The following is a 22,328-nucleotide window of genomic DNA, read 5'->3' on the forward strand; positions in this document are numbered from 1 at the left end:
CTATCAGACCACGAAGCGCTCCACCAGTCCTTGCAGGCCGGTGCTGATCCGGGTCAGTTGATCGCTTTGCTGGCGCGCCTGATTGGTCTGCTCGGCGGCCGCTTCCGAGTGCTGCTGGATATCACTGACGTTGACCCGCACCGCTTCGGCAGAGCCGGCCTGCTGTTCGGTGGTCTGGGCGATCATCAGGTTCATGTTGTGGATACTGTCGATGGCGCTGACCACCTGCTGTAGCTGGGTGACCGCGTCGCGGGTTTGCTCGACACAGTGCTCGGCGTTCTGCTGCTGACTGCCCATCGCGCTGACGACCTGCTTGGACGAGCTACCAAGCCCTTCGATAATGCCGCGAATCTCTTCAATAGAATCGGAGGTGCGCTGCGCCAACCCACGGACTTCGTCGGCCACTACCGCGAAGCCCCGGCCATGCTCACCGGCTCGGGCCGCTTCGATGGCGGCGTTCAGTGCCAGCAGGTTGGTCTGTTCGGCGATTGAAACGATCACGTTCAGTACCGCTTCGATACTCTGGGTATCCTGCTGTAACTGAGAGATTACCCCGCTGCCACGACTGACCTCTTCCGATAACTGACCGATGGCGGACTCCAGCTGTTGCATCACTTCGGCGCTACGCTTCACCGACTGCTGGCCCTGGTCTGCGGCGCCGGAGGCCTGCTGAGCATGGTCGGCCACCTGCTGGAAGGAGGCTACCAGCTCGGCAATGGCGTTATCGGCTTCACTGGTGCGCTGATTCTGTTGTACCGAGCCTTGGTGGATCCGTAGCGCAACCTGATCGATTCCGTTGCTTGCCTGTTCGACCGCCTGCACCTCTGCACGGATTTCGGACACCAGCTCCTTCATGTAGCCCTGCAGTTGGTTGGCGCTTTGACGCAGCTCGTTCAGCTCCTGGTAGGACTTGTTTTCCGCCATCTGGCGGGAGAAGTCGCCGGAAGCCAGGTGCTTGAGATAGCCGCCGACCTTGCCCATCCCCTTCAGGGTGATCAGTTGAACCCAGGCGGTGGTACCGACGCTGATAAACAACAGCAGCAGCAGGGCTGCCATCATCAGCATCACCTGCTGTTCAATCTGTTGTTTGAGCTGCTCTACCACCTGTTGGCCATCTTTCAGACGCTGCTCCAGCTTCCCAATCAGGCGATCCACCTGCTGACGGGCGGCCAGGCCATCCTGCTGCCATTGCAGGGTCCGGGTGAGTTCATCGGGGTAGCGACGACTAAGGAATGCCAGGTTGTCTTTGTGCTCCTGGCCGATTTCGGTCCGCTCGGTATCCGTTTCCTCCAGCCCCATCATCGCAGCGAACTCATCTTCTTCCTCTTGTTGCCAGACTCCCAGTGGTGGTAGCGATCGAATCTGCTCGGCCAGCTGCTGTAGCTCGGCGCTTTGGGTGATCAAACTGTCCTTCAGGCTGGTATTTGCCCTGGTGCTGAAATAGCTGCTGCGTAGCAACGCCCGGCGGGTCAGCGCCGCCAGATACTGTTGCGCCAATGTTGCTAGATGCTTGGCCTGTTCGAGGCTTTCGGCGGGAGCCTGGGACGCATAATCCTGCAGTAATTCGACCGCATCGATCGACTCCCGCTCGTTTTGAATCAACAGCTCTTGTGGATTGCCGGCAAGTTTTCCGGCGGCTCTCAGTTCGTTATCCAGACCTTGCTTCAAAGCTTCCAGCGCCGGTTCCAGGGTTTGGCGCAGCTTGTCGGGCAGGGAGGTCATCGAGTGACTCAGTTCTTCGTTCAGGAAGGTCTGGGCCCGCTGCAGGTCGGCAGCATTGCCGGTGCTGATGTAGTTGTCGATCAACTGGCGGGTTTGGACCGACACCTGCGAAGCGACCTGATAGTAGTGTTGGTTCAGTTCGAACGGTTGCTGAAGCTGGCGCAATCCCCAATAGACGCTGACAGCCATACCGATGCTGGCGATCAGCATCAAGGTGGTGGTTGAACGACTGAGTGTGGCGATACGCATGATTTGATTTCCTGACCAGGCTTGCAACGGCTGAAATTAGGGCGCTTTTGTGACAGTCAGGTGACAAAGAGCGGGATTTCGCGGTCGCGGTTTCTCGAATAAGCGCGGCTTTGATTTCAGTCAAACCCGCGCCAAGAACAACCGGCTTGTCACGGATTGTTCATAAAGACCGCGTTAAATCGATGCGTTTTGAATCGAACATGGGACAGGGAAAGTCATGCAGTATGTGGAGGTGTTCCGTGACGGCAATGCGTGTAGTGAAATCGATCGAGCATGCCAAACCTGTCAGCGAGGTCGTTATGGACCGTGAGCTCGACCGAATCATCAAACTGAGGCAGTTGACGCCGCTGTTTATGCCGATCGCCAATACCCGTGAGCGCAAGGTGTTGGGCTATGAAGCGTTGATCCGAGGCCCGGAGGGCAGCCCGCTGCACGCTCCGGCCAGCCTATTCAAAGTCGCCCACCGCACCGGACGCCTGCTGGAGCTGGAGCTGTTATGTCGTGAGGCGTCGATCCGGCGCTTCAAGTACCTCAACCTACCGGGCAAGTTGTTCCTGAATGTGACACCGGCCACGCTGCTTGAGAGCGACTTTCAGTGTGGCATGACATTGGATCTGCTCAATAAGGTCGGTTTCGATGCCGAACGGATGGTGATCGAGATTACCGAGCAGTTCCCGATCGAAGACTACACCCTGATGCGCGATGCCACCTGCCACTACCGCGAACTCGGTTTCGAGGTGGCGCTCGATGATCTGGGGGCGGGTTACGCCGGACTGCGCTCCTGGTCGGAGTTGCGGCCGCAATACGTCAAGATCGATCGCCATTTTATCGAGGGTATCGATGGCACGCCGATCAAGCAGGAGTTCGTCCGCACCATCCAAGATGTGGCGCGCTCTATCCAGTGCCAGGTGATCGCCGAGGGGATCGAGCGGGTGGAAGAGCACCGTACCCTGAATGATATCGGCCTGGTGCTGCAGCAGGGCTACTACTTCTCGCGCCCGGTGGCGATGCCCAAACAGCTGGAGGAGAACCTGTTCCGGTTCAGCAACGGCGGGGCCGGCACTGAGGGGGTAGGGATCCCTCAGGATCTGACCCCGATTACCACGGTTCGCCCGGCCATCGATCAGCAAACCCAGTTGTGTGAAGTTGAACGGATCTTCCGCGAGCAGAGTGACATCAAGTCGCTTGCGGTGGTCAGCCAGGGGCGTCCAGTCGGCTTGTTGAGCCGTGAAACCTTCCTGAGTCTGTACCTGAATCCATTCGGTCGCGAGCTGCATGATCGCAAACCGGTCAGTGAGTTTATGGATAGCAACCCGTTGATTCTGGAAGAGTGTACGGTGTTGGCTCAGGTGAACCAGCAGATCAACCAAAGCGATGCGTCGCGGGTGCGGTCGGACTTTATCGTTACCCATCAGGGCCGCTACCTGGGTACCGGTTCGATCTTCGATCTGCTCAAGTTGATCACTGACCTACAGCTGCGCAATGCCCGCCATGCCAACCCGCTGACCCAGTTGCCGGGAAATGTTCCTTTTAATGACGAGGCCGGGCGGCGGATGCAAAAGCATGAGCCCTTCGTGGTCTGCTACCTGGATCTGGACAACTTTAAGGCCTTCAACGACTGCTACGGTTATGAACGTGGGGATCAGGTGATACTGCTGCTGGCCCAGTGCATGAAGTCCTGTATCGATGACAGCCGGGACTTTATCGGCCATATCGGCGGTGATGATTTTCTGATTCTGTTCGGCAGTGATGACTGGCTCGAGCGTTGCCGACGGATTCAGCAACTGTTCACAGACGGAGTGATTAACTTATACGACGCCGATGAACGGGCTTGCGGCGGTATCTATGCGTTGGATCGCAAAGGCGAGCGGGCATTCTTCGATATTGCTACGGTCTCGATCGGCGCCGCGTTACCGGATCTGGAGCTGTGCCGGTCTCATCATGATGTCTCGGTGCTGGCCACCGATGCCAAGCGCATCGCCAAGAAACAGCCGGGGAATAGTTTGTTTATCAACCAGCGCCGCTGGCTAGGCGGCCAGGCCGGGGTAGCCTGAACAGGCGGGCCGAGCTAATCGGCGGCGTAAAAAAACCCGGCCGGGGCCGGGTTTTCATTTCCACACCAAGTGGGGGCTTGGCTGGAAAAAAGAGGCCCTAGCATCGGAAGGGGAGCGAAGTTAGGGCCTAACGCATGTGTATCAGAGAGCCAGAAGCGATGTTGCAACGGTTATGATGTCGTGACTCTCTTGTACTGGGACTCTAAGTATGGTTGATAGTTCAGCAACCGGTGAGGAAATTTCTAAATAATTTTGTTATATCCCTAAAATCAATTGGTTATAAAAAGCATAGGGCAGCCTTGTTCAGTACTTACCTGTAGCCCCAGCCGATCAGTGGGCCTGTTCCCAGTTTTCCCCGACCCCGGCTTCAACCAATAGCGGGACATCCAGCTCAGCGGCTTTGGCCATGCGCTCACTGACCTGTTCGCAGAAGCCTGCAACCTGATCTTCACGCACTTCGAACACCAGTTCATCGTGGACCTGCATGATGATACGGGCATCCGTCTCACCCTGATCGAGCCACCCCTGCACGTCGATCATCGCCTGCTTGATGATATCGGCGGCAGTGCCCTGCATCGGCGCGTTGATGGCGGTGCGTTCGGCGGCCTGGCGTAGCATCGCGTTGCGCGCTTTGATATTCGGCAGATAGAGACGCCGACCGCGTAGAGTTTCAACATAGCCGTTTTCCGCCGCCTGAGCTCGGATCTCGTTCATATAGCGTTCGACCCCCGGATAGGTTTCGAAATAGTGCTCGATATAGCGCGCCGCATCGTTGCGCGCGATTCCCAGCTGCTTGGCCAGTCCGAACGCCGACATGCCGTAGATCAGGCCGAAGTTGATCGCCTTGGCACTGCGGCGCTGATCGCTGCTGACCGCCTCGCGCTCGACCTTGAACACCTCGGCGGCGGTGGCGCGGTGGATATCCTCACCGTGTCGGAACGCCTCCAGCAAGCTCTGATCGCCGGACAGGTGGGCCATGATCCGTAGTTCGATCTGGGAGTAATCGGCGGCCACCAGCTTGTAGCCTTTCGGGGCGACAAAGGCCTGGCGGATTCGACGACCTTCGGCGGTCCGGACCGGAATGTTCTGCAGATTCGGGTCGGTCGACGACAGTCGCCCGGTAGCCGTCACCGCCTGGTGGTAGGAGGTGTGGATCCGACCCGTGTGCGGGTCGATCATCTGCGGCAGTTTGTCGGTGTAGGTCGATTTCAGCTTGCTGAGGCTGCGGTGCTCCAGAATCAACTTGGGCAGCGGATAGTCCAGCGCCAGCTCCACCAATACCTCTTCGGCGGTCGATGGGGCTCCCTTGGGGGTTTTCTTGATCACCGGTAGCTTCAGTTGGTCGAACAGAATCGCCTGTAGCTGTTTCGGTGAGGCCAGATTGAACTCTTCACCGGCAACCTCGAACGCCTCCTGCTCCAGTTCGACCAGGCGGGTGGCGATCTCCTGGCTCTGGTTGGCCAGCAGCGTGGCATCCACCAGCGCGCCGGTTCGCTCGATCTTCGACAGGATCGGGATCAACGGCTTTTCAAGACTGTCGAACAGGGTCGCCAGGGGTTCGATGGCGCTCAGCTGCGGCTCGATCGCCCGGTGCAGCCGCAGGGTGATATCAGCATCCTCAGCGGCGTAAGGGGTGGCCTGTTCAAGTTCGATCTGGTTAAAGGTCAGCTGCTTCTTGCCCTTGCCGGCAATCTCTTCAAACTTGGTGGTTTTCAGCTCCAGGAAACGATCGGCCAGCGAATCCATATCGTGGCGGCCGGCGGTGGAGTTGAGCACGTAGGACTCTAGCATGGTGTCGTAGGCGACCCCGCGCAGCTCAATATCGTAGCGGGCCAGCACGTTCATATCGTATTTCAGATGCTGACCGACTTTGGCCCGATCCGGATCTTCCAGCAGCGGTTTTAGCTGGGCCAGTACCGCGTCACGATCCAGCTGGGTCGGGGCGCCGACATAATCGTGGGCCAGCGGCACATAGGCCGCTTCACCCGGCTCGATCGCAAATGAGAGGCCGACCAGTTCGGCTTCCATATAGTTGAGGCTGGTGGTTTCGGTATCGAAGGCGAACAGCTCGGCCTGCTGCAATCGCTCCAGCCAGGTATCGAAGTCGGCCTGCTCCAGAATGCACTGGTAGTTGACCTCCGTCGGTGCTTCGGGCACCGCTGGGGTTTCATTATCGTCGGCACTGGCGGCGTTGTCGCCGCCTTCCAGCTCGCGAACCCAGCTGCGGAATTCGTACTGTTTGAACAGCGTTAGTAGCTGTTCGCTATTGGGTGCTGGCGCGGCGAAATCATCGATGCCCTGCTCCAGCTCAACATCGGTCTTGATGGTGGCCAGCAGGTAGGACAGCTCTGCTTGTTCGCGGTTGTCCTCGAGCTTTTTCGCCATGCTCTTGCTGCCGCGAAAGCCCAGATCGGCGATCTGATCGAGCCGCTGATACAGATCAGAAATGCCGCCGATCCCCTGCAGCAGGGCCAGGGCGGTTTTCTCACCGACGCCGGGCACGCCCGGAATGTTATCGACCTTATCGCCCATCAACGCCAGGTAATCGATGATCAGCTCCGGGCCGATGCCGAACTTATCCGTCACCCCGTCGCGGTCCATGGCGGTGTCGGTCATGGTGTTGATCAGGGTGACATGGTCGCTGACCAGCTGCGCCATATCCTTGTCGCCGGTGGAGATCACCGTGTCGCGTTTGGCTTGCGTGGCTTGGAGTGCCAGGGTGCCGATCACATCGTCGGCTTCGACCCCTTCGATCGCCAACAGCGGTAATCCCATGGCGGTGACGATCTGATGAATCGGTTCGATCTGGCTGCGCAGGTCGTCCGGCATCGAGGGCCGATTGGCCTTGTAGTCGGGGTAGATGTCGTCGCGGAAGGTCTTGCCCTTGGCGTCGAACACCACCACCACCGGACTGTCGGGATAATCCTTCAACATCCGACGCAGCATGCTGGTCACCACCCGGATGGCGCCGGAGGGCTGGCCGTCGGAGGTCCGCAGATCGGCTTGCTGAGAAGCGAAGAATGCTCGGTAGAGGTAGGAGGAGCCGTCGACCAGCACCAGCGGCGGGTTGTTGGTGCTTGAAGCTGAATCGGTCATGGCAGCATCGGTCATAGGGAAATATCCGCGAAGTTTTTTCAGGCGCTCATGATAAAGAATCCGGCCGCTAACACCAATGCCGTCGACCTCGACTGCTGCGGTGCGAGATTGACGTGATAGGCCCCGCGCCGCACTATTTGAGGTGTTGCTGAGCCGTGGCCCAACGTTCTCAGGTCGCTGGACCAGCAGAGCAGGATTTGGTCAGGTTAAAATGGGGGTGACGGCTGGCACCGCGGCGGGGGAAGCCCTATTATCTCGTGCCGCCGTCGACAGCGACGATGGCGCCGTATTTCGTTCAACCGTTAGTGAATATTTCTGGATCTAGTGCATGGCAGTTTATACCCGTATCAGTCGCGACGACCTCGACGCTTTCCTGGGTGATTTTGAACTTGGGCAACTGATCGATTTTAAAGGCATCGACGGTGGTATCGAGAACACCAACTATTTTGTCGATACCGAGCAGGACGGGGTTACCCGGCACTTTGTGCTGACCCTGTTTGAGGAGCTGCCCTACGACGAGATGCCGTTTTTTGTCGAGCTGACCGGTTACTTGGCCGAGTGCAATGTGGTGGTTCCGGCACCGTTCAAGGACCGTAACGGTATCGCCCTGAAGATGCTGGCACGCCGTCCGGCACTGCTGCTACCGCGATTTGATGGGGGCTCGTTGCAGAGTCTGACGCCGGATCACTGCGGTCAGATCGGTCGAGCCCTGGCCCAAATGCACCTGGCTGGTCAGGATTTTTTTATGGCGCGGCAGGCCCACAGGGGGGTGTTCTGGTGGCGGCGTGAATCCCGTGCGGTGGCGGAGCGTCTGAATGCCGAGGATGCCCAGCTGTTGCAACAGGAGGTGGCGCTGTTCGACGACTTGCGCGAACAGCCGTTGGATCTACCGGTCGGCATCATCCACGGTGATCTGTTTCACGATAACGCGCTGTTCCATGAAGGAAAGCTGAGCGGCATCATCGATCTGTATAACGCCTGTACCGGCTACCTGCTCTACGATCTGGCCATCGTCGCCAACGACTGGTGTGTGACCCGCGAGGGTGCCTTCGAAGCGGCGCGCCTCGATGCGCTGCTGCAGGGTTATGCCGAGGTTCGCCCCTTTGAGGCGCAGGAGCACCAAGCCTGGCCGGTGTTGGTTCGTACCGCGGCGATGCGCTTCTGGCTGTCTCGCTTGATCAGCCAGTTGGGGATGGAGCCGACCCAATACGAGGGTGGTCAGGTGATCAAGGATCCGGATGAGCTGAAACGGATTCTGTTGAACCATATCGCCAACCCCGCCAGCCTACCTGGCTAGAACCGCAACCCCCAACGGATTGATAAGCATGAAAACCATTGGCCTGATCGGCGGTATGAGCTGGGAGAGCACCCAGGGGTACTACCGGATACTCAACGAGCAGGTTAAAGCGCGGCTGGGTGGGTTGCACTCGGCCAAACTCGTGCTGCATAGCGTCGACTTCGACCCGATCGAGAAGCTGCAACACCAAGGAAAATGGGACGCGACCGCCGATATTCTTTGCGATGCGGCTCGTAGCGTCGAAGCCGGTGGGGCTGACTGTGTGCTGATCTGCACCAACACCATGCACAAGGTGGCGCCGCAGGTGGCGGCTGCGGTATCGATACCGCTGCTGCATATCGCCGATGCTACTGCCGCGGCCATCAAAGCCCGGGGGCTGTCCCGGGTCGGCCTGTTGGGTACCGGGTTCACGATGGAGCAGGAGTTCTACAAGGGGCGGTTGTGTGATCAACATGGTCTGGAGGTGTTGATCCCCAATGAGGCGGATCGGGGGCTGGTTCATCGGGTGATCTACGAAGAGCTCTGTCTGGGCCGGATCGTTCCCGAGTCCAAAACCCAGTATCTACGGATCATCGCGCAACTGGCCGAGCAGGGCGCTGAAGCCGTAATTCTGGGTTGCACCGAGATCGGTATGCTGGTGCAACAGAACGATACCGCTCTGCCTCTATTCGATACCAGCGAGCTTCACGCCTGCTCAGCGGTGGATTTTGCGCTGGCCTGAGGGTTGGGCCGATCCGAATTCCATTGAGACTCCAATAACTCCGTCATCGATTCGGCGCTGACCGGACGGCTGAACAGGTAGCCTTGGCCTTGGCTGCAGTATTGCTGGCGTAGGAAATCGCGCTGGGCTTCGGTTTCTATCCCCTCGGCGACCACTTCCAGTCCTAGACTATGGGCCATGGCCAGAATCGCCTGGGTCAGTGCCGCTGAGCCGGTCGAGTCGGGCAGATCATGGATAAAGGCCCGGTCGATCTTCAACACATCGACCGGGAACCGCTGCAGTCGACTCAACGACGAGTAGCCGGTGCCGAAATCGTCGATCGCCAAACCTACACCCAGTGCTTTGAGCTCATGCAGAATTCGCTCGGCTTCGGTCTCGGACTCCAGCAGGTGGGTTTCCGTCAGTTCCAGCTCCAGACTGGCGGCATCGAGACCGGTGCGGTCGAGCTGGCGGCGGATATTGTCGACCAGTTGGGGATCGTTGAACTGTTGACCGGACAGGTTGACCGACAGGGTCAGGCCGTCGAAGCCCTGTTGTTGCCACTGTCTGAGTTGATCGCAGGCTTGGCTGAATACCCAGTCGCCGATCGGCTGGATCATCCCGGTCGCTTCAGCTAGCGGAATAAACTGAAACGGGGCGATCAAGCCCCGTTCGGGATGGTTCCATCGGATCAGGGCTTCGACGCCGATAATGCCGCGCTCACCCAGTAGGTCGAGCTTGGGTTGGTAATAGAGTTCGAACTGGTTACCGGTGACCGCATGGTGCAGTTCCGCTTCCAGGGTGATCTGCTGTTGCACCAACCGGTTCATTTCGGCGGTATAGAACGCGTATCCCAGCTGCTCCTTAAGCTGCACCTGACTGCCGGCAAAACTGGCCTGGTCGATCAACTGGTCGGAGTCCCTGCCGTCGTCTGGATAGACCGAAATCCCCACCCGCATCGGGACCACGAAATTCTGACCATCCAGTTCGATAGGGGCGGCGATGGCGCTGCGTAAGTGTTCGATCAGCTCAACGCTGTCCCGTTCGGGATGGCTACTGTGCTTGACCAGCCCCAGGCAGTTGCCCTGCAGGCGAGCGATTGACTGACGGTTGTTGGTACCGGGATCGCGGAGGCGGTTGCTCAGTTCGATCAGCATCCGATCGATACCGTTCTGCCCCAAGGCGTGCTGAACCTTATCGAATCCATCGAAACGCAGCATGATGACCAGCAGTTTGACGGTGCTGCGCAGCTTGATCTCCGATTGAATCTGATTATTCAGCAGCACCCGTTTCGGCAACCCGGTGGCGTGGTCGTAGTTGGTCAGATAGGCCAGTTGTTCCTGCTGTTCCAGCAGCTTGCGATAGCGATCCAGGCGGGTGATGTTGCGTACCCGAGCCCGCAGTTCGGCGCTGTTGAACGGCTTGGTGATAAAGTCGTCGGCCCCGGCTTCCAGGCCCTGAATTCGGGAATCGGCGTCATCCAACGCGGTGACCATGATTATCGGGATCGCGGCCAGGGCCTTATTGGCCCTTAAACGTCGACAGACTTCGTAGCCGTCGAGGATGGGCATCATGACATCCAGCAGGATCAGGTCCGGACGTAACCGCTCGGCGGCCCGCAGGCCCTGCTCGCCACCGCTGCAGGTTTCCACCCGGTAACCTTCCGGCAGCAGCAGGGCTTCCAAGGTGGCCCGGGGAAAGCTTTCATCGTCGATAATCAGAATCGTACTACTTGGGCTATTCATCGTATTTCTGATCCATTCTTTGCTACTGCGGTTGGTCGTCTGGAAGCGGCTGACCTTGATGACCGTTGATCCAATGATCGATGCGGCTATAGAGAAGCTGCATCTTTACCGGTTTGCTCAAGTAGTCGTCGGCACCGGATGCCAGGCAGCGATCTCGGTCCCCGTCCATCGCCAACGCGGTCAGTATGATAACCGGTATCCGGTTCAGTCTGGGGTGCAATTTCAACCGCCGGGTGGCTTCCAGGCCGTCCAGATTAGGCATCTGCACATCCATCAGAATCAGCTGGGGTTCTGCCTTCGAGGCGATCTCGATCGCTTCCAAGCCGTCTTCAGCCACCAGTACCCGATAGCCGCGATGGCTGAGCAGGTCTCGGATCAGCATCACATTGGCAGGGTTATCCTCGGCCAGCAGGATGGTAATCGAGTGATCGTTTGAGGTGCTGGCTGATGCTTCTCTCAAGGCGCTGACTCCTGTACCGGTAGTGACTGGCCAACCTTCATACCGTTATCCAGTGGCAGTGTGATAGTGAAACAGCTGCCTTGTCCCGGCTCGCTGTCGACCTCAATGTGGCCCTGGTGCAGCTTGACGATTCGGGAGACCAACGCGAGTCCCAGGCCGGTACCGCTGAACTGGCGCGACAGTTCCGAGTCGACCTGCACAAACGGGGCAAACAGCTGCGACTGATCCTCGGGCGCAATGCCGATACCGGTATCGGTCACCTGCAGCCAGATCGAGCGGCTGTCTGACGTGACGCCAATATTGAGGCCGATCTGTCCTTGGCGAGGGGTGAACTTGATCGCGTTGCCGAGCAGATTTACCAATACCTGTTTTAGGTGTCGGGGGTCGCCGATGTAGCGAGGTAGTCCCTCGGCGATCTGAAACTCGATCTGTTGTTGCTGCTGTTTGGCCTGGCCGCGCACCAGACGGGTACTGGTTTCGGCCAGGTTGACGAAGTTGACTTCACCGGGGCGGATCTCTAGCTTGCCGGCGCCGATCTTGGCCAGGTCGAGAATGTCGTTGATCAGTTCGAGCAGATGGTTGCCGCTTTCGTTGACGATATTCAGGTACTCGGACTGCTTGTCGTTGAGCGGACCAAATACCTGCTCCTGCAACACCTCGGACATTCCCAGAATGGCGGTCAACGGGGTACGTAGCTCGTGGCTCATGGCCGCCAGGAACTCGTCCTTGGATTTGGCCGCCCGCTCCAGATCCTGGTTGGTGCGGTTGAGCTGCTCGGTTCGTTCGGCGACTCGCTCTGCCAGCAGGCTGCGCTCCTGTTCGAGTTCAAATTCGGCGCGCTTACGCACGTCGATCTCGGCGCTAAGCTGGGTGTTGCTGCGGGTCAACTGCTCGGTCCGTTCGGCCACCTGTTGTTCCAGGTTGTCACGGTGCTCGATCAGGCTCTGTTGGGCACGTTGGCGCTTGTCCTGCTCCTGCTCAAGGTGGCCGGTCATCTGGTTAAAGGAGTGGGCCAGCTGGCCGGTTTCGTCTTTGGACAGCACCTCGATCCGGTGGCTGTAGTTGCCGCGGATAATCTCACTGGTGCCGCGCAGCAGGTGCTTGATCGGTTCGGTCAGCAACCGTGACAACACGCCAGCGGCCAACGCAGCGACCAGCATCACAATCAAGGCAAACAGCAGGGTCTCGCGGATCTGAGTGTTGACCCGTTGCTCGATCTCGGTCAGCGGCATCATCATCCGCACCAGATAGGTGGGGTTGCCGAAGGTGGAGATCGGGGCGACAAATTCCAGGCAGGTAATGCTGTCGGTATCGATGCGGCGGGTCTGCCCCAGGTTTTTCTTGATCACTTGGCGGTAGAAGGGATCACTCATCGGCAGCGGCTTGGAATCCGTCTGCGTCGATAGCCATATCTTGCCGTCGATATCGGTGATCATGATCTCGTTGATATGGCCCTGCTCAATCAGCTGAGAGGCGCTGGCGATGACGGTGGCGTAATCGGATTCGAGAATGTAGGGGCCGGCCAGTTGGCTGAAGGCCTGAACCAACTGGCTGCCGAGGGAGCGGGCCTGCTGGTGCATCGACTCGATGCTGCTGTTGATCGAGGTATAGGAGAAGACACCGACGACGGCCAGCACCAGCACCAGAAAGGAGCTCAGTAGTTTCAGGCGAATTCCCGGTTGCATCTAGGATCCTTACGATGGAGTTCTTGAAAGCGCCGAGTTCAGTTCAGCCCCATCAGCTGGATAACTTCACGGACATTGTCGTAGTCGCTGTCGCTACCGGCTACAAACCCCTTAGTGGTCAGACCGTCAAACAGGTCTTGGGTGGTGTCCGGCTGGCCCAGTTCGAGCATCGCTTGCCGCAGTTTGTTGAACTGGTCGTCGGGAAGCCCTTTGCGGGCGATCCAGGGGCCGCGGTAGATAGGCTCGGACTTCCACAGGATCTTCATCTGATCGAAATCGATATCGACCTTGTCGATGGCGGTGTAGGAGGTGGCGCCGGCATCGGCCTGTCCTCGATAGACCGCCATCAGCGAGTTGGCGTGGCGGGTGACGAACTTAACCTCGGCAAAGTCATCTTTATCGAGCCCGGTCTTACGCAGCTGCGCCATCGGGAACAGGTAGCCGGAGGTGGATTTTGGGTCGGTGAAGGTGAAACGCTTGCCACCAAGCTGATCCAGCGACTCGATGCCGGAGTCGGCACGGGTCACGATCATGCTGTGGTAGAACTCCTGGCCTTTCTTACTCAGAGTACGGCAGATCAACCGGACGCCATGGTTGTCCTGCACATCGACATAGGAGAACGGGCCGACATAACCGATATCGGCAGTGCCGCTGGCCAGGTGGCTGATCACGTCGTCGTAGGTCTTGCTGCCGATCCAACGGAATTTCAATCCGGTCTGCTGCTGCAGCCGCTTGAACAGTTTGCCGTAGGCTTGTTCGTTGCCCAGGCTGGATCGGTGGGGAATGATGGCAACCCTTAGGGTCGGCATGTCGTCATCGACCTGCTCAGAGCTAAAGGCTTGGGGGGACGGTGGCAGCAACAGGGCCAGTAGTGGCAGCCATAGCATCGCCTTGCGACGAAGAATTCCTAGGTAAACCATGCTGTTATTGTTTTCTGGTTGTAGGGGGTGGTTAGAGTTTAGCCGATTTAACTCGGTGTTTCGCCACCTTAGCGATCTCTGAAGATGACTTCTATGAGATGAAAACCAAACTTGGTTTTGACCGGGCCATGGACCTGGTGCAGCGGCTTCTTGAAGATTACCTGATCCACCGCGCGCACCATCTGGCCGGGGCGAATCTCTCCCAGGTCTCCCCCTCGTTTCTTTGACGGACAGAGCGAATGGCGCTTGGCCAGTTGGCCGAAATCGGCGCCTTTGGCCAGCTTCTGTTTCAATTGTTCGGCTTCGGCTTGGGTCTTGACCAGGATATGGCGGGCCAGGGCGAGTGGCATGGACGACTCCGGGGCTTGTTGATGATGGCGGTTGGTTGGCTACTGCGGTGATTTTACCCTGTTCCGTCGATGCAGGCTGTATAATCGGCGCTTTTGAAACAGGCAACCGGGACCACTCGATGGATGTATCTGCAATTCTTGATCCGCTGAATGAAGCACAACGCGAGGCGGTGGCCGCGCCGCCGGTGAATCTGCTGGTGCTGGCCGGTGCCGGCTCGGGCAAAACCCGGGTGCTGGTGCATCGGATCGCGTGGTTGATGCAGGCCGAGAATGTCTCTCCCCACGGTATCCTGGCGGTGACCTTTACCAATAAAGCGGCCCGCGAGATGCGTGGTCGGGTGGAGGAGATGCTGGGGTTGAGCCCCTACGGCATGTGGATCGGCACCTTCCACGGCCTGGCGCACCGGCTGCTGCGGATGCACTGGCAGGATGCCGGATTGCAGGAGAATTTCCAGATTCTCGACTCGGACGACCAGCTCCGTCTGGTCAAACGGTTGATGAAGGAGATGAATCTGGACGAGAACCGCTGGCAGCCCAAGCAGCTGCAGTGGTACATCAACGCCCAGAAGGACGAAGGCCTGCGAGCGGCTCATATCGAACACTACGGCGACCCGTACCAGAAAGTGCAGGTCGACTTTTACCGCTATTACGAACAGGTCTGTCAGCAAAGTTCGTTGGTGGACTTTGGTGAGATCCTGCTGCGTTCCCACGAGCTCTGGCGCAACAAGCCGGAGATCCTGGCCCACTATCAACAGCGTTTTGCCCATATCCTGGTGGACGAATTTCAGGATACCAACTCGATTCAGTACGCCTGGCTGCAGATGCTGGCCGGACAGAACGGCAAGCTGATGGTGGTGGGGGACGATGACCAGTCGATCTATGGCTGGCGCGGTGCCAAGATCGAGAACATCCAGCAGTTCAGCCAGGACCATCCGGATACCCTGGTGGTCCGTCTGGAACAGAATTATCGCTCTACCGGTACCATCCTGCGGGCCGCCAACGCGTTGATCGCCAATAACCAGGGGCGCCTGGGCAAGGAACTCTGGACTTCCGGGATCGACGGCGAACCGATCTCGCTGTACGCCGGTTTCAACGAGCAGGATGAGGCGCGCTTTATCGTCGATACCGTCGAGGACTGGGTCAGCGAGGGTAACGAGCGGGCCAGCAGTGCGATTCTGTATCGCTCCAACGCCCAATCGCGGGTGCTGGAAGAGGCGCTGATCCGGGCCGGGGTGCCCTATCGAATCTACGGCGGGCAGCGCTTTTACGAGCGTCTCGAGATCAAGAATGCACTGGCCTATCTGCGCCTGGTCAGCAACCGGCTCGACGACACCGCGATTGAGCGGATCATCAATGTGCCGACCCGGGCGATCGGGCCCAAGACCGTTGAAGTGCTGCGCCAGCGGGCCCGCGATGAGGGGATCAGTCTGTGGCAGGCAGCCCATGAAGTGATCGAGCTGAAACTGCTGCCGGCCCGAGCCAGCAACGCGCTACGGGCTTTTGTCGAGCTGATCGACCGACTCGACGACGAGACCGAAGGGGTGACGCTGCACGAGCAGACCGAACACCTGATCCGCCACAGCGGCCTGATTGACCATCATCTGAAGGAGAAGGGCGAGAAAGCCCAGTCACGGATTGAAAACTTGCAGGAACTGGTCAGCGCCGCCAAGCAGTTTGCCCAGCAGTGGCAACGGGCCGAAGACCAGGGTGAGGAGCAGGAGTTGCCGGTGTTGGCAGCGTTCCTGGACCAGGCTGCGCTGGATGCCGGCGATGCCCAGGCCGACGAGTTCGAGGACAGTGTCCAGTTGATGACGCTGCACTCAGCCAAGGGACTGGAGTTCCCGCTGGTGTTCCTGGCCGGGGTCGAAGAGGGGTTGTTCCCCCACAAGATGTCGATGGAGGAGCCGGGGCGGCTAGAGGAGGAGCGCCGACTTTGCTACGTGGGTGTCACCCGGGCGATGAGCAAGCTCTACCTGACCTACGCCGAATCACGCCGGCTCCATGGTCAGGATACCTATAACCGCCCGTCGCGATTTGTGCAGGAGATTCCTGCCGAGTTGATGCAGGAAGTCCGGCTCAAGACTCAGTTTACCCGTCCGGTCAGCTTCGGGGCGCAGAAATCCCAACCGTCGATGTTCGGCGGCAGCGACGTGCCTGATACCGGTCTGGCGCTAGGGCAGCGGGTGATGCATCCGATCTTCGGCGAGGGAGTGGTGCTCAATTACGAAGGGCAGGGCGCCAACGCTCGAGTTCAGGTCAATTTCGACAGCGAAGGCACCAAGTGGCTGGTGGTCAGCTACGCCAAGCTGGAGCCGCTTTGAGTTGGCACTCTGGAACCGATAACAAAAAGGGCGTCAATGGACGCCCTTTTTTACGAAGAAGCCAGGGTTAGCGACCGGTCTTGATACTGGTCCAGAGGCGGGTCTTCAAACGCTCGATCTTCAACGGGGTGATCTCGGAGATAAACAGGTTGTTCATTGTCTCCTCGTTCGGAAACACGGTTTCATCGTTGCGCAGCTCTTCATCCAGCAGCGGCATTGAGTCCGGGTTCGGGTTGGCGTACCAGACGTAGTTGGTGATGTCGGCAATCACCTGGGGACGCATCACGTAGTCGATAAACAGGTGGGCGTTATCCTTGTTCTTGGCATCGGCAGGGATCGCCATCATGTCGAACCAGATGTTGGTTCCCTCTTTGGGAATGCTGTAGAGCACCTCCTGTCCGGTCTCGGCCTCTTCGGCGCGGGCCGCGGCCTGGATCACGTCACCGGACCAGCCCATCGCAACGCAGGTCTCGCCGTTGGCCAGATCTGCGATATAGGACGAGGAGTGGTATTGCTTAATGTACGGAGCAACCGACTTCAGCAGCTTGGCCAGCTCGCTGTTGCTCTTGTAGTCGGCCGGATTCTTGCTGTTGGGGTCCTTGCCCAGGTATTGCAGCGCAATCGGCAGTACTTCGTCGGCCGAATCCAGCAGCGTGACGCCGCAGCTCTGCAGCTTTTTCAGGTTTTCCGGATCGAAGATCAACGACCAGCTATTGACCGGCGCATCGGTGCCCAGTACTTCGGCGACCTTGGCCGGGTTGTAGCCCAGGCCGGTGGTGCCCCACATATAGGGCAGTGCATGCTTATTGCCCGGATCGACGGTTTCCAACTGCGCCATCAGGATCGGATCCAGGTGCTTACGATTCGGCAGCTTGGCCGAATCCAGCGGATCGAACACGCCAGCCTTGATCTGGCGTCCAAGGAAATTGGAGGAAGGTACCACCAAGTCAAAACCGGAGTTGCCCGCCAGCAAGCGGGCTTCCAGGGTTTCGTTGGAGTCGAACACGTCATAGGTCACCTTGATGCCGGTTTCCTGCTCAAACTTTTCGATGGTGTCCTCGGCGATGTAATCGGACCAGTTGAAGATCTTCAACTCGCCGCCGGCTAGGGCACTGTTGGCGGCAAACAGGGTGCTCAGAGTCAGCACGGGGGCAGCTTGCTTCAGCAGTTTCTTCATTACGTCTCTCCAGATTCTTGTTTTGTTACGAAAGATCGTTGGGTTGTCGGGTTATACGCTCAGCAGCAGATGCTCTCGCTCCCAGGAGCTGATCACCCGGTTGAAGGCTTCAAATTCGGCCAGCTTCACGCCGGTATAGGCGCGCACGAAATGCTCCCCCATCACCTGCTTGAGTTCGGGGCACTCGTTGAGCAGACGAAGGGATTCCTCCAGGGTTCGCGGTAGCTGGACCTCGCCGTAGCTGTTGCCCTCGACCGGTTCGCTGGGCTGGATCTTATGCTTAAGCCCCAGGTAGCCACAAGCCAGGGACGCCGCGATGGCCAGGTAGGGGTTGGCGTCGGCACCGGGGAAGCGGTTCTCAACCCGGGTTGCTTCGGCTGGGCTGAGCGGTACTCGCAGGCCGGTGGTGCGGTTGTCGATCCCCCACTCCAGATTGACCGGCGCAGCAATCTCCGGGGTAAAGCGGCGATAGGCGTTGACGTTGGGGGCGAAGAACGCCATTGCGGCGGCGCTGTAGCGCTGTAGGCCGCCGATAAAGTGCAACAGTCTATCGGAGTGGCTGCCGTCTTCGTTGGCGAAGATGTTCTTGCCTCTCTGATGGTCGATCAGGCTCTGGTGGATATGCATCGAACTACCCGGTTCCTCCTCCATCGGCTTGGACATGAAGGTGGCGTAGATATCGTGTTGCAGCGCCGTTTCACGGGTGGTGCGTTTGAACACAAACACCTGGTCGGCCAGCGACAGCGGGTCGCCATGATGGAAATTGATCTCCATCTGGGCTTTGCCGGACTCGTGGATCAGGGTGTCGACATCCAGCTCCTGGCGTTCGCATAGGTCGTAAAGGGTATCGATGATCGGTTCGAACTCGTTGACCGCATCGATGCTGTAAGACTGGCGGGCACTTTCGGTTCGGCCCGAACGTCCGACCGGCGGCTTGAGCTCGTTGTCCGGGTCGAGGTTCTTCTGGATCAGGTAGAACTCCACTTCCGGCGCAATTACCGGGGTCAGTCCTTCATCCTGATAGAGCTTCAGCACACGTTTGAGCACATTGCGGCTCGACAGTTCGTGGGGCTGGTCGGTTTCCATGTTGTGGCAGTCGAAGATGATCTGCGCGGTGGGCTCCTTGGCCCAAGGCACCAACCGCAACGTTGTCTCGTCCGGTTGCAGCGACATATCCCGATCGGCCGGATGAACCAGCTCGTCGTGCTCTTCGGCCCAGTCACCGGTGACGGTCTGCACCAGGATACTCTCGGGCAGGCGAGGCTCGGGATCGCCGATAAATTTGCGAGTGGGAAGGAATTTACCGCGGGCATTGCCGGTCATGTCCGGCACCAGGCATTCGATCTCTGTTATCCGGTGTTGCTGCAGAAATCGTTTGATCAGCTCCATGGGGCACCTGTGAATTGTTGTTTTGGTTGGACTGTCGTATCCGGTTCTATCGATTTGTCTGGAGGTCGGTTGTGACGATCAGACGCAACTATAAAACCGAGTAATGATTCGGCTTTCAGGTTAGGGCATGATTTTCAACAAATCAACAAAAAATCAAAATTGCCACCATTTCACGGGCTTGTTGGTTGTAAAAAACCGAGCTATCATTCGATTTAAATTGATTTTGAGGCAGGGTTTATCAATGTCTTTGACCGGTTACGAAACGTCTTACTACACCGCCAGCGCTAATCCAGCGACCGCTTATCCAATGCTGAATGAAGCGGTGGATGCCGATATTTGTGTGATCGGAGCCGGTTTTACCGGACTGTCGGCGGCGCTGCATCTGGCTGAGCGTGGATACAAAGTGGTGGTGCTGGAGGCGCAGCGGGTCGGCTGGGGCGCCTCCGGTCGCAATGGTGGCCAGGTTGGCGTGGGTCAGCGTCAGGGGCAGCAGGAGCTGGAGAAAATGCTGGGTAACGAACATGCCCGCGCGCTCTGGGACTTGGCCGAGGAGTCGGTGGCGCTGGTGAAGCAGTTAATCGAAGATCATCAGATCCAATGTGACCTGAAACCCGGCATCCTGCATACCGCCCACAAGCCGGGCTACGTCGCCGAGATGCGTGAAGAGGTGGAGCATCTGCAACGGCATTACAACTACGACGCGGTGGAGTTTGTCGAACAGGATGAGCTTCGCCAGATGCTCGACACCGATTACTACTATGGCGGCCAGCGGTTTCACAATGCCGCCCATCTGCATCCGTTGAACTATGCGCTCGGCTTGGCCGACGCGGCAACCAAGGCCGGCGCGACGATCTACGAGCATAGCGCGGTGCTGGAGACTGACGAGGATGGATCGACTCTGTTAAAGACCGCTAAAGGTTCGGTGCGCGCCAAGCAGGTAGTGCTGGCCTGTAACGGCTATCTGGAAAAGCTGGAGCCGCGGGTGGCGGGTAAGATCATGCCGATCAACAACTTTATCATCGCCACCGAACCGCTGGACGAGAGCCTGGCGCGCAAGCTGATCCGTGATGATGTGGCCGTGGCCGACTCCAAGTTTGTGATCAATTACTACCGATTGTCGGCCGATAATCGGCTGCTGTTTGGTGGTGGTGAGAACTACCGACGCAGCTTCCCCTCGGATATCAAAGGCTTTGTTCGTCGCTATATGCTCGATGTCTATCCGCAGCTGGAGGACGTGAACATCGATTACGACTGGGGAGGAACCCTGGCGGTGACGATGAATCGGATGCCGCATTTCGGTCGGGTTGGTGATAATACCTACGTGGCTCAAGGCTACTCGGGACACGGCGTGGCGATGGCGACGCTGGGCGGGAAATTGCTGGCCGAGGCGCTCAGCGGAACCCTGGAGCGTTTCGATCAGTTTGCCAAGGTGCCGACGCCGACCTTTCCCGGTGGTACACTGCTGCGCTGGCCGGGAATGGTTGCGGGCATGCTCTACTACTCGATCCGGGACCGACTGTAAGCCAATTTATCGTTCTAGCAGGGGGCCTCTTGGCACAGGACAACACAACTTCCATCGGGGATGAGCTGCCGACCACCAGTCGGGTCAGTCCACGAAGACGTCCGAGCCAGAAACGCTCCAAGGCCCGCAGCCAGCAAATTCTGGATGCCACCGCCGAGTTGCTCGATGAGGTTGGGGTCGATGATCTGACCACCAACCTGATCGCCAAGCAAGTGGGTATTTCGGTCGGTTCGCTGTACCACTATTTTCCCAACAAGCATGCGATTCTCTACGCATTGGGCGAGCGCTGGCTCGAGCAGACCCGGCTGTTGCTGGAGCAGATCGACCAGTGGCCGTTGGCGACTTTGAGTTTGCGTGAATTTGTCGACAAGGTGGTGGATCAGAACCTGAAAGTCTACAAGAAGCAGCAGGGGGTTTTGCCGCTGGTGCAGGCGATGTTCGCTATTCCCGAGCTGCGACCCCTGGACCAGTACCACGACGACATGGTGATCGCGGCGATGGCTAAGGTGTTCAAACAACTGGGCGCCCACAAGCATGTGCACGAACGGGAGCGGATCGCCCGGGCCTATCTGGAACTGACCCATGCTCTGCTGTTGGTGGTGGTCAGTCAGCAGGGGCAGCGGGCCAAGCGAACGCTGGATGACCTGAAATGGATGGTGGAGGCGCTGTTGCAACGCCACCTGACCGATATCGACTAGCTGCTGTTGGTGTTAGAACAGCAGCACATGCAGCAGGGTGCGTAGCAGAATCGCGCACAGTGCCCCCAGCACCGCCGGTAGCACCACCGCCGCGACCCGTCGTCCCGCCGACATCATCACCGCGACTCCGGCTAGATCCATCGGGTGGATCAGGAAGCCCGCCAGTCGATTCAGCTCGGTGGCACTGATCAGCTCTTGATTGATGAAATCGACCGTGACCCCCATCATCGCCATGCCGCCGGCAATGTACTTGGCCAGCACTGGCAACAGCGTCTGTTGCGGTAGGTCGAGGCTGGCGAACAGTGGCGCAAGCAGCCCTTCCAGCTGCTCGATCACGCCCAGCGCCCGCAGGCTATAAACCACCACCAACGCCAGTACCAGCATCGGCAGCGCGGCGATGGAGATATCGAACGCATCCTTACCGGCCCGTTGGATCACCGCGAACAGGCTGGAGCCGTCCTCGTGATCGCAGTCGAGCTTCTGGTCAACTTCCTGGGTCGAGAGGTTGCGGCCAAATAGATGGTAAGTCAGCGCCGCGGCGATAATGCCGCAACCGAGCGAGATCAGGATCGTACCCCAGACATCGAGGCCGACCGTGGCCATCGGAAACACCACGTTAGCCTGGGCCAGGGTCAGTACCAGCGCCAGGGTGGCGGCGATATGGCGGCTGGAGATGCCGCCTCGGTCCATCATGGCCAAGGTTGCCACCGGGGCCGCGAAGCTGACGAACAGTACCTGAATCATCGCAAAGATTCCCAGCCCGGGAATGCCAAAGGGTTTTAGCAGCGGCGAGCAGAGCCGTACCACGTGATCGAGCACGCCACGGGATTCGAGCAGCCGCATCAGCGTCAGCATCACGATCATCACCGGCAACAGCACAAACAGCGCCAGTTCGATACCGGCACGACCGGCGTCTAGGATCAGCTGGGCGATCTCATTCATC

General features: G+C 58.6%; 16 protein-coding genes. 6 read left to right on the forward strand and 10 right to left on the reverse strand.

The window, feature by feature from the left end; all coding sequences use genetic code 11:
* Positions 1–3: 3 nt before the first annotated feature.
* Positions 4–1,971: a methyl-accepting chemotaxis protein gene (locus tag DV711_RS16205; protein ID WP_114696753.1), complete on the reverse strand. Its 1,968-nt coding sequence runs from the start codon at positions 1,969–1,971 to the stop codon at positions 4–6.
* Positions 1,972–2,219: 248 nt separating this feature from the next.
* On the opposite strand from DV711_RS16205, the gene DV711_RS16210 reads away from it, so the two are divergent.
* Entirely contained in the window at positions 2,220–4,025 is a 1,806-nt protein-coding gene (locus tag DV711_RS16210) for a bifunctional diguanylate cyclase/phosphodiesterase (protein WP_243633867.1), read from the forward strand.
* A 330-nt stretch (positions 4,026–4,355) separates the two neighbouring features.
* Here DV711_RS16210 and polA read toward each other — a convergent pair whose 3' ends face one another.
* On the reverse strand, positions 4,356–7,136 hold the full coding sequence (gene polA / locus DV711_RS16215; RefSeq protein ID WP_243633856.1) for a DNA polymerase I: 2,781 nt from the start codon (positions 7,134–7,136) through the stop codon (positions 4,356–4,358).
* A 313-nt stretch (positions 7,137–7,449) separates the two neighbouring features.
* Here polA and DV711_RS16220 point away from each other — a divergent pair, with 313 nt between their 5' ends.
* Together DV711_RS16220 and DV711_RS16225 are read left to right on the forward strand one after the other, a co-directional pair.
* Positions 7,450–8,418, forward strand: a complete 969-nt coding sequence (locus DV711_RS16220; protein ID WP_114696755.1) for a homoserine kinase — start codon at positions 7,450–7,452, stop codon at positions 8,416–8,418.
* 28 nt (positions 8,419–8,446) lie between these two features.
* Positions 8,447–9,139, forward strand: a complete 693-nt coding sequence (locus tag DV711_RS16225; protein WP_114696756.1) for an aspartate/glutamate racemase family protein — start codon at positions 8,447–8,449, stop codon at positions 9,137–9,139.
* Here the strand turns inward: DV711_RS16225 and DV711_RS16230 are convergent.
* The 5 genes from DV711_RS16230 to DV711_RS16250 all read right to left on the reverse strand — a co-directional run bounded on the left by DV711_RS16230 (position 9,103) and on the right by DV711_RS16250 (position 14,278).
* Positions 9,103–10,863: an EAL domain-containing response regulator gene (locus DV711_RS16230; protein ID WP_114696757.1), complete on the reverse strand. Its 1,761-nt coding sequence runs from the start codon at positions 10,861–10,863 to the stop codon at positions 9,103–9,105. The genes DV711_RS16225 and DV711_RS16230 overlap by 37 nt on opposite strands.
* A gap of 22 nt (positions 10,864–10,885) precedes the next feature.
* Complete coding sequence (locus tag DV711_RS16235) at positions 10,886–11,323, reverse strand: response regulator (protein WP_114696758.1); 438 nt, start codon at positions 11,321–11,323, stop codon at positions 10,886–10,888.
* Positions 11,320–13,008, reverse strand: a complete 1,689-nt coding sequence (locus DV711_RS16240; RefSeq protein WP_114696759.1) for a sensor histidine kinase — start codon at positions 13,006–13,008, stop codon at positions 11,320–11,322. The genes DV711_RS16235 and DV711_RS16240 overlap by 4 nt, the downstream gene beginning before the upstream one ends.
* Before the next feature lie 38 nt (positions 13,009–13,046).
* Positions 13,047–13,928: a phosphate/phosphite/phosphonate ABC transporter substrate-binding protein gene (locus DV711_RS16245; RefSeq protein WP_114696760.1), complete on the reverse strand. Its 882-nt coding sequence runs from the start codon at positions 13,926–13,928 to the stop codon at positions 13,047–13,049.
* A 68-nt stretch (positions 13,929–13,996) separates the two neighbouring features.
* Positions 13,997–14,278: a peptidylprolyl isomerase gene (locus tag DV711_RS16250; RefSeq protein ID WP_114696761.1), complete on the reverse strand. Its 282-nt coding sequence runs from the start codon at positions 14,276–14,278 to the stop codon at positions 13,997–13,999.
* Between the two features lie 119 nt (positions 14,279–14,397).
* Between DV711_RS16250 and uvrD the strand changes: the two genes are divergently transcribed.
* Complete coding sequence (uvrD, locus tag DV711_RS16255; protein ID WP_114696762.1) at positions 14,398–16,599, forward strand: DNA helicase II; 2,202 nt, start codon at positions 14,398–14,400, stop codon at positions 16,597–16,599.
* Positions 16,600–16,666: 67 nt separating this feature from the next.
* Here uvrD and DV711_RS16260 read toward each other — a convergent pair whose 3' ends face one another.
* Together DV711_RS16260 and DV711_RS16265 are read right to left on the reverse strand one after the other, a co-directional pair.
* Positions 16,667–17,776, reverse strand: coding sequence for a polyamine ABC transporter substrate-binding protein (locus DV711_RS16260; RefSeq protein WP_114696763.1), 1,110 nt, complete (start codon positions 17,774–17,776; stop codon positions 16,667–16,669).
* A 51-nt stretch (positions 17,777–17,827) separates the two neighbouring features.
* A complete protein-coding gene (locus tag DV711_RS16265) occupies positions 17,828–19,165 on the reverse strand; it encodes a glutamine synthetase family protein (protein WP_114696764.1) in 1,338 nt (445 codons plus the stop codon).
* 241 nt (positions 19,166–19,406) lie between these two features.
* Here DV711_RS16265 and DV711_RS16270 point away from each other — a divergent pair, with 241 nt between their 5' ends.
* Both DV711_RS16270 and DV711_RS16275 read left to right on the forward strand, forming a co-directional pair.
* Complete coding sequence (locus tag DV711_RS16270; protein WP_114696765.1) at positions 19,407–20,687, forward strand: NAD(P)/FAD-dependent oxidoreductase; 1,281 nt, start codon at positions 19,407–19,409, stop codon at positions 20,685–20,687.
* Positions 20,688–20,716: 29 nt separating this feature from the next.
* Entirely contained in the window at positions 20,717–21,385 is a 669-nt protein-coding gene (locus tag DV711_RS16275; RefSeq protein WP_114696766.1) for a TetR/AcrR family transcriptional regulator, read from the forward strand.
* A 12-nt stretch (positions 21,386–21,397) separates the two neighbouring features.
* Here DV711_RS16275 and DV711_RS16280 read toward each other — a convergent pair whose 3' ends face one another.
* Complete coding sequence (locus tag DV711_RS16280; protein WP_114696767.1) at positions 21,398–22,327, reverse strand: nucleoside recognition domain-containing protein; 930 nt, start codon at positions 22,325–22,327, stop codon at positions 21,398–21,400.
* Position 22,328: the final 1 nt, after the last annotated feature.

It is taken from the genome of Motiliproteus coralliicola (genome assembly GCF_003345655.1).
In the GTDB taxonomy this organism is placed as follows: Bacteria; Pseudomonadota; Gammaproteobacteria; order Pseudomonadales; family Balneatricaceae; genus Motiliproteus; species Motiliproteus coralliicola.

Bases quoted from the DNA above. Each gene is read 5' to 3' on its own strand.
- uvrD (WP_114696762.1), top strand. From the start codon at position 14,398: ATGGATGTATCTGCAATTCTTGATCCGCTGAATGAAGCACAACGCGAG.
- DV711_RS16270 (WP_114696765.1), top strand. From the start codon at position 19,407: ATGTCTTTGACCGGTTACGAAACGTCTTACTACACCGCCAGCGCTAAT.
- polA (WP_243633856.1), bottom strand. From the start codon at position 7,136: ATGACCGATGCTGCCATGACCGATTCAGCTTCAAGCACCAACAACCCG.
- DV711_RS16220 (WP_114696755.1), top strand. From the start codon at position 7,450: ATGGCAGTTTATACCCGTATCAGTCGCGACGACCTCGACGCTTTCCTG.
- DV711_RS16240 (WP_114696759.1), bottom strand. From the start codon at position 13,008: ATGCAACCGGGAATTCGCCTGAAACTACTGAGCTCCTTTCTGGTGCTG.
- DV711_RS16245 (WP_114696760.1), bottom strand. From the start codon at position 13,928: ATGGTTTACCTAGGAATTCTTCGTCGCAAGGCGATGCTATGGCTGCCA.
- DV711_RS16225 (WP_114696756.1), top strand. From the start codon at position 8,447: ATGAAAACCATTGGCCTGATCGGCGGTATGAGCTGGGAGAGCACCCAG.
- DV711_RS16250 (WP_114696761.1), bottom strand. From the start codon at position 14,278: ATGCCACTCGCCCTGGCCCGCCATATCCTGGTCAAGACCCAAGCCGAA.
- DV711_RS16210 (WP_243633867.1), top strand. From the start codon at position 2,220: ATGCGTGTAGTGAAATCGATCGAGCATGCCAAACCTGTCAGCGAGGTC.
- DV711_RS16260 (WP_114696763.1), bottom strand. From the start codon at position 17,776: ATGAAGAAACTGCTGAAGCAAGCTGCCCCCGTGCTGACTCTGAGCACC.
- DV711_RS16265 (WP_114696764.1), bottom strand. From the start codon at position 19,165: ATGGAGCTGATCAAACGATTTCTGCAGCAACACCGGATAACAGAGATC.
- DV711_RS16205 (WP_114696753.1), bottom strand. From the start codon at position 1,971: ATGCGTATCGCCACACTCAGTCGTTCAACCACCACCTTGATGCTGATC.
- DV711_RS16280 (WP_114696767.1), bottom strand. From the start codon at position 22,327: ATGAATGAGATCGCCCAGCTGATCCTAGACGCCGGTCGTGCCGGTATC.
- DV711_RS16230 (WP_114696757.1), bottom strand. From the start codon at position 10,863: ATGAATAGCCCAAGTAGTACGATTCTGATTATCGACGATGAAAGCTTT.